Origin of the sequence: Candidatus Phyllobacterium onerii (assembly GCF_028331445.1) — a bacterium.
Lineage (GTDB): Bacteria > Pseudomonadota > Alphaproteobacteria > Rhizobiales > Rhizobiaceae > Phyllobacterium > Phyllobacterium onerii.
This window is the reverse complement of the sequence record NZ_JAQMHX010000001.1, coordinates 127,055-141,232: the sequence shown is the minus strand read 5'-3', so window position 1 is coordinate 141,232 and position 14,178 is coordinate 127,055. Positions and strand designations below refer to the sequence as shown.

Annotated in this window: 17 protein-coding genes and 1 tRNA gene; 3 read left to right on the top strand and 15 right to left on the bottom strand. The window is 56.1% G+C overall.

Annotated features, from left to right (window positions below):
- Nucleotides 1-173 precede the first annotated feature (173 nt).
- Nucleotides 174-1,259, top strand: a complete 1,086-nt coding sequence (locus PHA01_RS00715) for a Gfo/Idh/MocA family protein (RefSeq protein WP_271892669.1) — start codon at nt 174-176, stop codon at nt 1,257-1,259.
- On the opposite strand, the gene PHA01_RS00710 is transcribed toward PHA01_RS00715, so the two are convergent.
- From PHA01_RS00710 to PHA01_RS00665, 10 genes are all read right to left on the bottom strand, one after another.
- Entirely contained in the window at nt 1,256-2,395 is a 1,140-nt protein-coding gene (locus tag PHA01_RS00710; RefSeq protein ID WP_271892666.1) for a Gfo/Idh/MocA family protein, read from the bottom strand. The two genes, PHA01_RS00715 and PHA01_RS00710, sit on opposite strands and share 4 nt — an antisense overlap.
- A gap of 68 nt (nt 2,396-2,463) precedes the next feature.
- Nucleotides 2,464-2,670: a DNA gyrase inhibitor YacG gene (gene yacG, locus PHA01_RS00705; RefSeq protein WP_224511991.1), complete on the bottom strand. Its 207-nt coding sequence runs from the start codon at nt 2,668-2,670 to the stop codon at nt 2,464-2,466.
- Nucleotides 2,671-2,684: 14 nt separating this feature from the next.
- On the bottom strand, nt 2,685-3,311 hold the full coding sequence (locus PHA01_RS00700; protein WP_271892663.1) for a Maf-like protein: 627 nt from the start codon (nt 3,309-3,311) through the stop codon (nt 2,685-2,687).
- 32 nt (nt 3,312-3,343) lie between these two features.
- Nucleotides 3,344-3,562 (bottom strand): translation initiation factor IF-1, encoded by a 219-nt coding sequence (infA, locus tag PHA01_RS00695; protein ID WP_008122731.1) that lies wholly within the window; start codon nt 3,560-3,562, stop codon nt 3,344-3,346.
- Nucleotides 3,563-3,689: 127 nt separating this feature from the next.
- Complete coding sequence (locus PHA01_RS00690) at nt 3,690-4,166, bottom strand: arsenate-mycothiol transferase ArsC (RefSeq protein ID WP_271892651.1); 477 nt, start codon at nt 4,164-4,166, stop codon at nt 3,690-3,692.
- 8 nt (nt 4,167-4,174) lie between these two features.
- Entirely contained in the window at nt 4,175-4,654 is a 480-nt protein-coding gene (locus tag PHA01_RS00685) for a UPF0262 family protein (protein WP_271892649.1), read from the bottom strand.
- 7 nt (nt 4,655-4,661) lie between these two features.
- The gene (gene hisD, locus PHA01_RS00680) at nt 4,662-5,954 is read right to left on the bottom strand and encodes a histidinol dehydrogenase (protein WP_271892646.1); all 1,293 of its coding nucleotides are present in this window, start codon (nt 5,952-5,954) and stop codon (nt 4,662-4,664) included.
- 12 nt (nt 5,955-5,966) lie between these two features.
- Nucleotides 5,967-6,404, bottom strand: coding sequence for a DUF2948 family protein (locus tag PHA01_RS00675; protein WP_271892644.1), 438 nt, complete (start codon nt 6,402-6,404; stop codon nt 5,967-5,969).
- 132 nt (nt 6,405-6,536) lie between these two features.
- Nucleotides 6,537-7,826, bottom strand: a complete 1,290-nt coding sequence (murA, locus tag PHA01_RS00670; protein ID WP_271892641.1) for a UDP-N-acetylglucosamine 1-carboxyvinyltransferase — start codon at nt 7,824-7,826, stop codon at nt 6,537-6,539.
- 119 nt (nt 7,827-7,945) lie between these two features.
- A complete protein-coding gene (locus PHA01_RS00665; RefSeq protein ID WP_271892638.1) occupies nt 7,946-8,140 on the bottom strand; it encodes a hypothetical protein in 195 nt (64 codons plus the stop codon).
- Nucleotides 8,141-8,376: 236 nt separating this feature from the next.
- On the opposite strand from PHA01_RS00665, the gene PHA01_RS00660 reads away from it, so the two are divergent.
- Nucleotides 8,377-8,451 (top strand) — tRNA-Thr (locus PHA01_RS00660).
- A 5-nt stretch (nt 8,452-8,456) separates the two neighbouring features.
- Here PHA01_RS00660 and PHA01_RS00655 read toward each other — a convergent pair.
- The 4 genes from PHA01_RS00655 to PHA01_RS00640 all read right to left on the bottom strand — a co-directional run bounded on the left by PHA01_RS00655 (nt 8,457) and on the right by PHA01_RS00640 (nt 11,980).
- A complete protein-coding gene (locus tag PHA01_RS00655; RefSeq protein ID WP_271892635.1) occupies nt 8,457-9,374 on the bottom strand; it encodes a ribokinase in 918 nt (305 codons plus the stop codon).
- Between the two features lie 4 nt (nt 9,375-9,378).
- On the bottom strand, nt 9,379-10,230 hold the full coding sequence (locus tag PHA01_RS00650) for a BtpA/SgcQ family protein (protein WP_271892631.1): 852 nt from the start codon (nt 10,228-10,230) through the stop codon (nt 9,379-9,381).
- Between the two features lie 49 nt (nt 10,231-10,279).
- A complete protein-coding gene (locus PHA01_RS00645; RefSeq protein ID WP_271892628.1) occupies nt 10,280-10,990 on the bottom strand; it encodes a GntR family transcriptional regulator in 711 nt (236 codons plus the stop codon).
- 87 nt (nt 10,991-11,077) lie between these two features.
- Entirely contained in the window at nt 11,078-11,980 is a 903-nt protein-coding gene (locus PHA01_RS00640; RefSeq protein WP_271892625.1) for a LysR family transcriptional regulator, read from the bottom strand.
- 129 nt (nt 11,981-12,109) lie between these two features.
- On the opposite strand from PHA01_RS00640, the gene PHA01_RS00635 reads away from it, so the two are divergent.
- Complete coding sequence (locus tag PHA01_RS00635) at nt 12,110-12,727, top strand: FMN-dependent NADH-azoreductase (protein ID WP_271892622.1); 618 nt, start codon at nt 12,110-12,112, stop codon at nt 12,725-12,727.
- 433 nt (nt 12,728-13,160) lie between these two features.
- Here the strand turns inward: PHA01_RS00635 and galE are convergent, their stop codons facing one another.
- A complete protein-coding gene (gene galE, locus PHA01_RS00630) occupies nt 13,161-14,153 on the bottom strand; it encodes a UDP-glucose 4-epimerase GalE (RefSeq protein ID WP_271892620.1) in 993 nt (330 codons plus the stop codon).
- Nucleotides 14,154-14,178: the final 25 nt, after the last annotated feature.

Sequence of the window (14,178 nt, the reverse complement as noted above, 5' to 3'; positions counted from 1 at the left end):
GTTATCCGGCAAGCCTTGTCGACGGGTTGGTTTTCCGTCAGAAGCGCGTGGGTTATAACACTAAAAATCGTGCTGTCCAGCATCAACTCGCGAAATTTTTGCCGTTTTTCTGCCTCTTGCAAAGGGCATGCATTGGTGCGTTTGTTGAGGCTTGTAGACGGGATTCGTATTGCATGGATGAAACGGGGGAGAAGACAACCAAAGACCAGGTCTTTGGTTGGGGGATTATTGGCAGCGGCGAAATTGCCCGGCGATTTGCGTCGGACCTGATGCTCGTGCCTGATGCCGCGCTTGTTGCTAATCACTCTCGGAGTGCGTCCAACGCACAGGAGTTCCGTAGTGCTTTTGGAAGCCGCCACGCTTATTCGGATCTCGATTCGTTTTTGAGCGACCCGTCCATCGATGCAGTCTACATTGCGACGCCGAATTCCCTGCACCTGCCGCAGGCGCTGAAGGCCATACGAGCCGGCAAGGCAATTCTTGCGGAAAAGCCTCTCGCCCCCTCGCATACGGAAGCCTCTGTCATCCAGCGGGAAGCAGCGCGGGTGAATGTCTTTGCCATGGAAGCGATGTGGACGCGGTTCCTGCCGGCCATAGTTGCAGCTAAAGCGAATATCGATGCGGGCGAGATCGGCGCTATTCGCAAGATAACGGCGGAACTGGCCTATGCACACCAGTATGACCCAGAAAGTCGCTATTTCAGCCGATCGCTTGGCGGCGGCGCCAGTCTCGACCTCGGTATCTATTGCGTATCGCTCGCTATGTACTTTCTAGGCCAGCCACAGAAGGTTTCAGGCCTCTGGTACCCTGCGCCGAATGGCGTTGACATGAGTTCGGAAATAACGCTGCACTACGACGAAGCGGAAGCGCAACTCGCGAGCGGTTTCGACCGTGATGGCGCTAACCATTTCGTCATCGAAGGCACAAAAGGTGTCCTCCGGTTGGATGCGCCCTTCCTGAAGGCGCAGCGACTGACGGTCTATCACGGCTTCGCGCAGCGCGCGCCCTTTGGCCCGCTGCAAAGGCCATCCGGGCTTGTCGGCAAAGTACTCGATCGACTTCCACTGCCCGGACGAAGGGTGGAAGACCATCCCTTCGAGGGCAATGGCTTACAATTCGAAGCGATGGCTATGATGAACGCGATGCGTAAAAACGAAAAAACCTCGACAGTCATGCCGCTTTCAGACAGCGTCAACGCCTTGCGTGCCATTAACATCGTCTTGGCGCAACCAGCGACAACGCGCATCATCAAGCTCTAGAAAGTGCTTCGCATCTTGTAAGGCTGGGGCAGCGAACCGGCGTTGTTCAACGCGAGCGCCAACTCGGTGATGTGAAGCCCGGCCTTGCCCGACGAAAACAGCGGCGTGCCTTGTTCGATGGCGTCAGCCTGCGCGGCAATGCCCCCGGCAAAATCGATCTGCGACGGATAAGCCGGGAGCTTCGCACGTCTTGCGGAATTGTCATAAGCGAGTTTGCGTCCCGGCAATGGCTTCCAGTGCAGGAAGCGCTTGAGATGCACTTCCATAAGATCGACAATCTTGGTGCGTACCGTCCGGCCTTCGACGGCAGTTTCAAGATAGATTGCTGATCGGTGATCCCAAAGATCCTCCGCCGTCAGTGTTCCCCTATCACCGAGAATCATCAACGATCGGTCGCGCGGCGCAGCAAGACCGCAGGTGAGACGAGCGATGACACCGGAATGAAACTGCAGGCAACCAACGGAAAAATCGGGCGCCATCTTGATTGCCCCGGTTCCAGGTCCCTTGTCCGGAAATGTGAGCGTCGAGAATGCGGCAAGGCTTTCGACAGGACCAAACAGAGAAACCAGCCAAGATAGCGCATAACCGGCGTGTTCGAGCGTACTGCCTATTTCGAACTCATGCAGACCGGGCCACCGCGCACCCGAAACGGAACGCCATCTCTGCCAATTGGCGCGAAAAACCGGACCGTCCTCTATCTGGGCATAGACCAGCCGTGGTTTACCGATATGGTCAAGCGACTTGGCGACGAGCCTGTACGCGTCACTCATCGCGTTGGCTGGCGCTGATGCCAGGATAAGATCAAGGCGTTCGGCAAGCGCTACTAGTTCTGCCGCTTCTTCGTAGCGCATGGCAAGCGGCTTTTCGCAATAGACATGTTTGCCTGCTTCCAACGCCCGTTTCGAGAGCAAATAATGGTTTTCAGGTGTCGTCAGATTCACAATGATACTAACTTCGTTGTCAGCGAGGATTGCTTCGAAGTCTGGATAGGTCGCAACCTTATAGTAATCGGCAAACTGTTTCAGGCGGGCTGGATCACGGTCGTAGACGCCACCCAGCACAAGTTGCGGATGGTTGACAAGCGTCGTCATATAATAATCGGCAACGAAGCCGGTGCCGATGATCGCAATCTTCATGGAGCGTTCCTGTCCTGACCAGGGCAGAAATTAGCGGCATCAAATGAAAAGAACGTGAAGCGGCTCAGCTATTCCTGCTCGTCGTCGCTGTCGTCCGCACTTTCGACGGCCGGTAACACATAGGCTCCGGTCAGCCAGCGACTGAGATCGATGTTGCGGCAGCGTGCCGAACAGAAGGGGTAATGTTCCCGTTGCGAAGGGCGCTTGCATTCCGGGCAAGGTCGCGTTGGCCGCAAGGGCGTCACGTTTGCCGTGCTTTTCTTGGTCTCAGTCAATGGATCAGTTCCGTCTAATGTCCTGAAGATTGCCAGTTGGCGTAGACCGGATAGCCTTCCCCATGCAGAAGGCTGGCAGTCTCGTAGAGCGGCAGCCCAACGACATTACTATAGGAGCCAACCAGCTTGACGACAAAGCCGCCTGCAAGTCCCTGGATCGCATATCCGCCGGCCTTGCCGCGCCATTCACCGGAAGCAAGATAGCTCTCCAGTTCCTCGCGCGAAAGACGTTTAAAGCGCACGCGGGTTTCGACCAGATCCTGACGCTGCTTGCCTTTGGGCGTGATGAGACACAGCCCAGTATAGACGCGATGCGAACGGCCTGAGAGCAATCGGAGACACGCAGTCGCATCGTCGAGGATTTCCGCTTTTGGCAGAATGCGCCGGCCAACCGCGACAACCGTATCGGCGGCCATGATATAGGTGTCGCTGAAATCCGCATCGTTCCTCAATTCGTCCGCGATTTTCTCTGCCTTCAGGCGGCACAGACGACGCGCGAGCGAACGAGGATGTTCGGCCCGCAGCGGGGATTCGTCGACATCCGCAGGTAGCAGACGATCCGGCTCGATACCGATCTGGCCCAGCAGCGCCAGACGGCGCGGCGAGCCCGATGCAAGAACGAATTTGTGCTGGTCGCTCATTGACGTCGATATCCTGCGGAACGCGGAGCTGGCTATTTGAAGCGATAGGTGATGCGGCCCTTGGTCAGATCGTAAGGGGTCATTTCAACGAGAACCTTGTCGCCGGCGAGAACGCGGATACGGTTCTTGCGCATGCGGCCGGCCGTGTGTGCGATGATTTCATGATCATTTTCGAGCTTTACCCGAAACATCGCGTTGGGCAACAGCTCCGTCACGAGACCGGGAAACTCCAATACTTCTTCTTTCGCCATGCGTAGTGCTATCTCCGATACGGGAATTTGAGGTCATGCTCGACCGCAATTTTGCGCGGAACCTATAGTATTGCGCACCATTTGTGAACAAGGGAGTTCGATACAATTATGAGGCCTGTACAGACGTTCAGCCGGTTCCGCCGAAACGCTCAAGAATATGGTGTTTTAGATTTTCCCGAACATCACGATAAGCATCCATTATCTGATTGCGACGGCCCCGCACCAAGGTAGGGTCGGGTGTCGGCCAATATTCCACATGTACAGACGTGGTGCGGGTCAACTCAAGTGCCATATGATGGGCTTTGGGCGACAAGGTAATGATCAAATCGAAATAATCATCTTCCAGCTCTTTGAAAGTGCGCGGCTGCGCAGAGATTCGTTTTAATCCCACCTCTTCCAGAACCGCGTCCACAAAAGGATCGGGCTCGCCTTTCTCGACACCTGCCGAGGCGATATAGATCCTTGATGGCAGCAGACTGCGTGCGAGTGTCTCGGCTATCGGTGATCGGATTGAATTCAGGCCACAGATGAACAAGATCGCACTAGGCATCACCGCTTTTGCCGGTTCCTGGTCGTCAGGCAGCTTTTCCGCTCCGATAGTCATTGGTTCGTCTAGCCCCGCCAATGCAGCACACATACCAACGTGAAAAGGCGGCGGGCGGTGTCGAAATCCACCTCGATCTTGCCATTCAAACGGTCCATCAATGCCTGCGAACCCTCGTTATGCAATCCGCGCCTACCCATATCGATAGCTTCGATCTTGCTTGGGCTAGAAGCGCGGATGGCCTCGTAATAGCTTTCGCAGATCATGAAGTAATCCTTCACGACCTTGCGCAACGGTGTCAGCGACAGGATATGCGTGACGACTTCATCGCCATTTTCGCGTGCGATGGCGAATATCAGCCGGGATTCCACCAGCGATATCTTAAGCCGATAGGGACCGCTCCCCTCATCGCCCACCGGGCGAAAACTGTTCTCTTCGATTAGATCGAAAATGGCGACAGCACGCTCGTGCTCGACATCCGGCGTAGAACGGCCGATCGTCTCGTCCAGCTCCACATCAATCAGTCGCGCCATGTCCGTCGCTGTCATTATTTCCCTACAGGTTCAACCGGATTGCAACGGAATTGCCATGGGCATCAAGGCCCTCTGCACGCGCAAGTTCGATCGCTGCCGGACCCAAGGCGCGCAGCTGCTCCACACCCAATTTCAGGATGGAGGTTCGCTTCACATAGTCGAGCACCGAAAGGCCGGAAGAAAATCGCGCGGAGCGTGCGGTTGGCAAAACGTGATTTGAGCCACCCACATAGTCGCCGATCACCTCTGGCGTGTAACGTCCAAGGAAGATCGCCCCGGCGTTGCGAACACCTGCCAGCAATATTTCGGGATCGGCAGTAGCGATCTCGAGATGCTCGGCAGCGATCCGGTTGACGAGCGGCAACGCCGACAGCAGGTCGGATACAAGAATGACAGCGCCATAATCGCGCCAACTAGCGCTTGCAGCCTCCGCTCGTGGCAATGTCAGTAGCTGGCGTTCCACGGCCGCGATAACTGCTTCGGCTAAGGCCTCGTCGTCAGTGATCAGAATAGACTGCGCGGCGCTGTCATGCTCGGCCTGCGCCAAAAGGTCGGCCGCAATCCAGTCCGGATCATTGTCGCTGTCCGCCACAATCAATACTTCCGACGGACCCGCAATCATGTCGATGCCTACCTTGCCGAACACACGGCGCTTTGCGGCGGCGACATAGGCATTGCCGGGACCTATGATTTTGGCGACCGGTGCAATCGTTTCAGTGCCATAGGCGAGCGCCGCAATGGCCTGCGCGCCGCCAACGCGGTAAATCTCGGAAACGCCGGCAAGCCGCGCTGCAACCAGCACGAGCGGATTGAGCTTGCCCTCTGGCGACGGCACAACCATGACGATACGTTCGACGCCGGCGACCTGCGCCGGAACAGCATTCATAAGCACGGAACTTGGATAGCTCGCCGTGCCGCCCGGAACATAGAGCCCGACTGATTCGACTGCCGTCCAGCGCGAACCGAGTTCTACACCCAGCGCGTCCGTGTAACGATCATCCTGCGGCATCTGTCGCGCATGATGCGAATGAATGCGATTGCGCGCCAATTTCAATGCTTCGACCGTTTGTATCGGCGCGGACGCTACGGCTGCGTCGATCTCGGCTGAGGTGATCGCGATGCCGTGTTGCACAAGATCGATCCGGTCAAAGCGTTGCGAATAGTCAATCAGTGCGGCATCGCCCTCTGTGCGGACGCGATGAATTATATCGGCAACAGCGCGATCCACGTCCTCGGAAACCTCACGCTTGGTCGCGAGAAACGTAGAAAACCGCGATTCAAAATCGGGTTCGGACTGTCTCAGCACAAATGCCACGCTAATCACTCCTCAGATTTCGTGTTCCGGTTTGAACGCGGTTTCCCAAGCAGGACCGAGATCGGTCAACTGGGCCTCGATGGCTTCCACTTCCAGCCTCAGCGCCTTGTTGGCGGCGAAGGTCAACTCGACAATACCCGAAGGTGCGTCCGCAACGATGAAATGGATTGCAAGAAGCGACAAGATATCGTCCCCGTGCCGGCGATCAATGCCTGTGGCCCTGACGTTGCGCACCCGATCGAAAAGCAATGCTGTGCGGCGACGTTCGAACGTACGGCGGCGCTTGCCATCGACAGCCTGTTCCCAGACGAATCGATTCACGCCGAGAACAAGTTTCTTTTCAGCAGCCAGATATTCAACGTCATCAACTTTCAACACAGAATCCTGCAGATGCGCTGAAAGGATCTGCAAATCTTCCTCATCAAGCGCGATGAGTTTGAGCGTGTCCATGTCTTTCCTTTGCAAAATTGAGCGCGATCGCGATGCCGGTCCGGCACCACGACATCTTTCCTGTTAGAGGAAAGTGGTGGGAAATGGAATTATACGCTGCGTAGAATCTGTGTTGAAGCTACGAAAGTGGGATCAGTCACTGATACGTTCGACAACCGCGCCGCAGCGCGTCAGCTTTTCCTCTAGACGTTCAAAACCGCGATCGAGATGGTAGACGCGATTGACGACTGTCTCGCCCTCAGCGGCAAGTCCAGCGATGACCAGAGAGACCGAAGCCCGCAAATCGGTCGCCATCACAGGCGCGCCCTTCAGCCGCTCGACACCTTCGATCTTCGCCGTTTGGCCAGATAGTGAAATCTTGGCGCCAAGCCGCGCCAGCTCCTGCACGTGCATGAAGCGATTTTCAAAGATAGTCTCGGTGATGTGGGAGGTACCTTTCGCCTTGGTCATCAAGCCCATGAACTGCGCTTGAAGATCCGTCGGGAACCCGGGGAAAGGCTGAGTCGTCACGTCGACCGGCATGATGCCATGGCCGTTGCGGACGACACGCAAGCCGGAGTTGGTTTCGGAGATTTCCGCCCCAGCCTGACCGAGCGTGGTCAAGGCAGCGCTGAGCAAACTGGCATCAGCACCTTCGAGTATGACATCGCCGCCGGTCATTGCGACAGCCATGGCATAAGTGCCGGTCTCGATTCGGTCTGGGATGACGCGTACGCGAGCTCCAGAAAGACTCACGACACCTTCGATGGTAATTGTCGGCGTCCCGGCGCCGCTGACCTTCGCCCCCATGGCATTGAGACAGTCAGCCAGATTGACAACTTCCGGTTCTTGCGCAGCATTTTCGAGGACCGTCTCGCCCTTGGCCAGAGTCGCGGCCATCATCAATACATGGGTCGCACCAACCGAAATTTTCGGGAAAAAGTAGCGGGTACCGATAAGGCCACCCTTCGCACTGGCCTTGACATAGCCATTCTCTATCTCGATGTCGGCGCCAAGCGCGCGCAGGCCATCGATGAACAGATCCACAGGACGCGTGCCGATGGCACAGCCGCCCGGCAGCGAGACGGTAGCAACCCCCATCCGCGCAAGAAGTGGGCCAACAACCCAGAAGCTGGCCCGCATCTTGGAAACCAGCTCATAGGGCGCCATCGTATCGACGATATTGCGCGCGGTGAAATGGATGGTACGCGAATAAGCGCCGTCCTGGCGTTCGCGGCGTCCATTGACGGAATAATCGACACCATGATTGCCGAGAATACGGATTAGTTGTTCAACGTCGGCGAGATGAGGAACGTTCTCCAACGTCAGCGTATCATCCGTGAGAAGCGACGCGATCATCAACGGCAAGGCCGCGTTCTTGGCACCCGAAATTGGAATGACGCCATTGAGCTTGTTACCGCCAACAATCTTGATGCGATCCATATTGTGTCACTTTCGCGGGAAAGTACCCGTCCTGTCGTTGAGACTCTTTGCAGAGCCGGTTGCTGTAAACCATCACACGAAATGGTTCAAGAAAGGCTTATGACCCTTTTTTGGGCCATTCATGATTCCTCTTGGGAGGAATCGGAAGGCTTTTCGATTGCGGCGACAATGCCTTCGTCGCGTTCATCGGCGTCACCTGCCCGACGCGAGCGTGATTGCTGCTTTCGGCGTGCCAGATTTGCCCGCAATTGTTCGGACCGTCGCTTTTCGCGGTTAGTCTGTTCGGAATTCGGGTTTTTCGACGGCGAAGTCATGTCGTTTCACATATATTCCGAATGAGTTTCATGCCATTTTAATCCCAACGAGCCATCGCTTTTGCCGCATAAAGATAATTTGGCAGAGAGATTGCGATTGCTTGCTTGCGATTTCAGCAATGATATGGCAGAAGTCCGCCGCGTTCGCAAATCGGCTGCAACTCAAGTAGAGCACTTCGTTGAGAGGTGGTATACGGAAACGGGACTTGGTTGCGACCCACACGTGACATGGAAATGCTGTTGTAGCTCAGTGGTAGAGCGCGTCATTGGTAATGACGAGGTCGGGAGTTCAATCCTCCCCAGCAGCACCATCCCTTCACTTCTCGAGACTTTTATAACGTGCTGCCAGCACTGCGAGTTCGTCGCGGCTGGGCAGAGCCGTAAAGGCACCCCGACGTTGCGCAGTCAGTGCAGCGGCGCTTTGAGCGAGGTTGATGGCGGTCACCTGGCCCAAACCCATCGCAAGCACAGCTGCAAATACGCCGCAAAAAGTATCGCCGCAGCCGGTCGTGTCAATTGCACGAATTTGTGAGGCTGGGTAGTGGCAGATCGTTCCGTCGCTATCGGATGTAAGGCACCCGCCTGCTCCAAGAGTGATAATCGCCATGGATGCACCGAGCCGGCACAGGGCTGCGGCGGCTTCGGTTGGTTCGGAGAGTCCGGTAATAGTCTTGGCCTCGCCGCGATTTGTGACAACAATATCGCACAATGGCAAGAGCGGCCCGACTTCCCACCACAGCGGCGCAGGATTGAACAATGTTGTTGTGCCGCGGGTAGTTGCGCTTGCTAGAGCGGCCAAGGTACTGGCCTGTGTAAGATTGCCTTGCAGCAGCACAACATCGGCCGCATTCGCCTTCGCAGAGAAGATTTCTGCCGTTTCCTCGGTTAATGCAGCGGCACAACTTCCCATACTTACAATGCTATTTTCGCCGTCCGGCAACACCATCAAAAGGGAGAAATCACTCGGATAGGGAACGTGGTGCAGCTTGAGTTCCGTCATGCCTTCTAACGCCAAGGCTGCGCCGATTTCTGCGCCTTGAGCATCGTGCCCGATGGCGGAATGGAAGATGACCTGCGCGCCGGTACGCGCGGCGGCAACCGCCTGGTTGAGACCTTTACCACCCGGTGCGCTACCGGCGCTGTCACCGAGCAGCGTTTCACCCTTTTCCGGCAAACGCTGCATCTGGAGCGTCAAATCGAGCCCTGCATTCCCAAGAACGAGCACACGGCCCACGGCGTCAGCTCCGCGCTTTCTTGACAGCTTGCATGAAGACCTGCAGCCGATCCGGGTCGACCGGGTTCCACCAAGCGCCCTCGTGTTTGAGGTAACTTGCAACAATCACGGCGTCAGCAACAGTAAAAATGTCACCGACATTATCCGGTGTAACGCCGGAACCAACGGCAACCGGCAGCGACGTACCGGACGCAATTGTCTGCAGTTCCTCCATCGTGGCGCTATCGCCCGTGCGCTGGCCGGTGGCGATGGCCACATCGGCATCGAAAAACTCATTGTCGCGTGCGAGTTCAGTGATGGTGCGATCGCCTGTAATAGCGTGAGCGCCGTGCTTCACATGCACATCGGCAAAGATGCGAACGGATTTAGCGCGCAGCCACGCCCGATAACGCGCTGCCTCGCCTGCCGGTCCGTCCATCAGACCTTCATTGGCGACATAGGCATTTGACCATTGGTTGACGCGAACGAACGCTGCACCCGCAGCCTTGGCCACTGCCAGCGCCTGAACCGCCCCGTTGGCGAGAACATTGACGCCGATGGGCAGGCCGCTATGGCGGCGAACAGCATCGGTCATGACTGCCATAGCAGCAGCGGTTTCCGGACCAAGGCGATCCGGCTTGGCAAAAGGGATATCGCCGTGATTCTCGACAATCAGACCATCCACACCCCCGACCTTGTAACGCCCGGCTTCCGCCACGGCGAAAGCGACAACATCCTCCATCGGCTCTCCATCATAATTCGGAGAGCCCGGCAGCGGAAGCGAATGAATCACGCCGATGACGGCCTTGCGCCGGCTGAAGATTTCCTGGATGGCGTTCGGCTTGGCGCGATAGATGGACTTGGGTTGCGAGGTCATGGTGATACTTTCTGCATGCGGTTAAAGTGAGGCGGTCGCACCATCGTCGTTATGAACGGGCGAGACCAACCTGGAAGCTGTATCGATCTGCCCGATAGTGCAGGACGACATATTCGACGGGCTGCCTTGCCGAATTCCACGACGTGCGATGGCAAACCAGAACCGCGGCCGGTTGTTTTAGTCCGAGGCTTCTAGCGGTAGTGGCATCGGCAATGGCCCCTTCGATTCGTTCATGGCCGCCGGTCAATGCGACGCCTGCAGCCTCGTTGAGCCAGCCATAAAGTGATCCGTTGTCCAGAGCAGTGACCTTGGGCAGTCCGGACCGTTCGAATGCCACAGGAGCGAGATACGTCAGCGATGTAGCCATCGGGCTTTCATCCGCCAGGAGGATGCGATCTATCTCGAGTACTGGAGAATTGATGGCAATTTTCAACTCCGTTGCCACGAATTCACTCGCCAGCGTAAGTTTCAGTGACCGTGTTCGATAACTGGGCTTCAGGCCCCTCACCCCCATGTCCTCGCAAAAAGATGAAAGACGATTTAGGGGTCGTTCGACGCGCGGTTCAATGACAATCGAGCCGCGACCGGACTTGCGGCTTATCAATCCTTCCGCCTCCAGAAAGTCGAGCGCCGCACGCGAGGTCGTCCGACTCACGCCGAAACGGCGGTTGAGTTCCGCCTCACCCGGCAGCGCCTGGCCCGGCCTGAAGGTGCCGTCCTCGATTGCCCGTCGCAGTCGCTCTGCAATCTGCGACCACATTGGCGTCCGGCCTTCTACAATATCTGTTTCATACCACATAATGCCAAACAACATGACGTCATGACATTTGTCAATGATTGAAACCGATCATTCGAACTTAGCCAATTCCTGCTTGAAGCGGTCAACCAGCCAAGTAGCTGCCGGTCCGAGGGGGCTCTCTACCGGATAGAGCGCAAGCAAGGGATAGGAAGCATCCGGATACGGTTCAAGGTCGAGATGTACGAGCCTCCCTTCGGCGAGATCGTCCTTGACCATCCATTTCGCCAGACCACCCCAGCCCAGGCCCGCCAGCATCAATTCGTGCTTGGTTCCAACGTCGGTCAACCGCCATGTCTTATAGGCGAATACGCCAAAATCCCGGCCCTTCGTTTGTTCGCTCAAATCGGTGACAACGAGTTGCACGTGGTCGCGTATGAAGGAAAGAGGCACTGGTCCCTCGTAAAGAGCGAGAGGGTGATCGGGCGCTGCAACTGGTGTCATCGCAGTTTCCCCGACCTTTACGGATACAAGCTCGTCATAGGCTAGTAACGGCGGACCCCCAATGCCGAAATCGGCCTGCTTTTTCAGCACGAGATCCCATACCATGCCAAGTGCACCAACGTGCAGGCGCAAGCTCACGGTTGGGAACTGCAGTTGGAACGACTTGAGTACTGCCGTCAGAACAGGCGAAGGCAGCGTGACGTCGACGGCAACCGCCACTTCTGACTCGAGCCCCTGCTTCAATCCCTCGACCCGCGCGCGCAAGCTCTGCAAGACCGAAACCATGCGTCGCGCATCCTCGAGCATGGCTTTTCCACCTTCTGTTAGCCGCGGTTCGCGGGTTCCACTTCGGTCGAAAAGTTGCAGCTCCAACTGCGCCTCCAGATTGGCGATCGTATAACTGACGACGGACTGCGAACGATTAAGCCTCCGTGCCGCTGCCGAGAAACTGCCCGTCTCGGCCACGGCAACAAAGACCTGAAGTTGGTCAAGGGTAGGGTTGGGTTGCATCGCCACACCTATCGATCATTTAGATGGATTAGATCGATATTTTCCCAGTTTTCTAAATGGATGTCGAGAACCAAATTACAGCAATCGAATTGTTGTCAACGAGACAAATCAACTGAAGGAACTTAGGCTATGTCTTCCATACTTCTCGTTACATCGAGCCCACGTGGCGCCGCCTCCCATTCAACTCGCGTCGCAACGGAACTCGCCAATAAACTGCAGGCGAAAACGCCTGGTGCGAAAATCGTTACCCGCGACCTCGCGAGCAACCCCCTTCCCCATATTGATGCTGACTACGCTTCGGGCATCTACACCCCCGTCGAGTCCCGTTCTGTCCAACAACAAAATGTTGTCGGCGTATCTGACGCAGTTGTAGACGAACTCTTCGCTGCTGATGCCGTCGTCATCTCTACCGGCATGATCAACTTCAACATCTCGTCGACGCTCAAGGCCTGGATCGACCATATTGCTCGCGCCGGCAGGACGTTCAGCTATGGCGCCGAAGGCCCGAAGGGTCTCGTAACTGGTAAGAAAGTATATGTAGTGATCGCATCTGGTGGTGTTTACTCGGATGGTCCGGCCGCGGCTTTCGACCATGCGACCCCTTACCTGAAGACAGCACTCGGCTTTCTCGGTATGAGCGATGTCGAGGTAATTCGCATCGAAGGCGTTGCCATGGGACCGGAAGCTGAAGCCAAAGCGATTTCTTCGGCCCTTGATCACACTGATGATCTGGCGCTCGCCGCCTAAGGGTTTGCGCCGGACGTGAAAGAGGCGGGCTTTGGCCCGCCTCTTTTTTCATCTTCTATGTAGCGGCTGCGATTAACCGCGCCGATTCCTTTCGGCTTCATCAAGCCGTCTGAGCTGATCAAGAAGGCTTTCAGGAACTGTCTCGTCGACTTTGTATATCCCTGCAGCGCGAATTGCCGATCTGTAAGACGACTGGGAGATTTGTCGTCGCAAGATCCTTGAAAGTTCTTTTTCGTTGGGCCGGTTAATGCCGTCCATCGTTGCTTAAACTCCAACTTTCTTTCGTAGACTAAACCCATTAACTACGAACAAGTTCCCTTTTCGGACCTTAAGAGGCCTAAAGCAATGTGTCGCTGCGACGCAGTCTTTAGTCTTAGACAGTTTTCCAATCTGCGAAGCCGCCGGAAGCGGAATCAAAGGAAAAGCAGCGTTTTCAGCGACTGGTATTGCGATGCTGAAGAGATTTTTCCCACCGAAGGGCAGATTCAACGATTTTGTCGAGATCATCGAGCTTGGGTTCCCAACCAAGATTAGCCCGGGCCTTGCCGCTATCGGCGACAATGGAAGCCGCGTCGCCGGGCCGCCGACCGGTCAGACGTGCGTCGATGGGCGAACCATGCACGCGCTCCACGCTTTCGATTACTTCCTTCACCGAATACCCGCGGCCGTATCCGCAATTGGCGACCATACTGCTGCCACCTTCCCGCAACCGCTCAAGAGCCAGTCGATGCGCCGCAACGAGGTCGCTGACGTGGATGTAGTCGCGGACGCATGTGCCGTCTGGCGTTGGAAAATCATGACCGAAGATTTCCATGTAGCGTCTCTTTCCAAGGGCTGTCTCGCACGCAACCTTGATCAGGTGCGTTGCGCCTTTGGTCGATTGGCCCGTCCGGCCCTTTGGATCGGCGCCAGCGACGTTAAAATAACGCAGCGCGGTATAATGAAAATCATGCGCGGCCGCAGTGTCGCGGAGCATCCATTCGGACATTAGCTTCGACACACCATAAGGGGACTGCGGCTGAGTCGGAACATCCTCGGTGACCGGAGTCATCCCGCCATCGCCATAGACCGCTGCTGTCGACGAAAAGATGAAATTCTTCACGTCGGATTTTACGACTGATTCGATTAGTGACCGGGTTTTTGATGTATTGTTCTCATAATAGGCAAGCGGATCGCGAACTGAATCCGGGACAACCACGGAACCCGCAAAATGAATGACTGCATCGACGTAGTTGCGTTCGATCGTCTCACGGACCAGGCTTTGGTCGCCGATATCGCCGACAACGAGCTTTGCCTCGCTAGGTATAGCCCAATCGAATCCTGTGGAGAGTCGATCAAGAACGACCACAGACTCACCAGCATCCAGCAACTCCCAGACCATATGGCTACCGATATATCCGGCGCCTCCGGTCACTAACACTGTCATAGCCAAAGCCCCTTAATCTCCATTT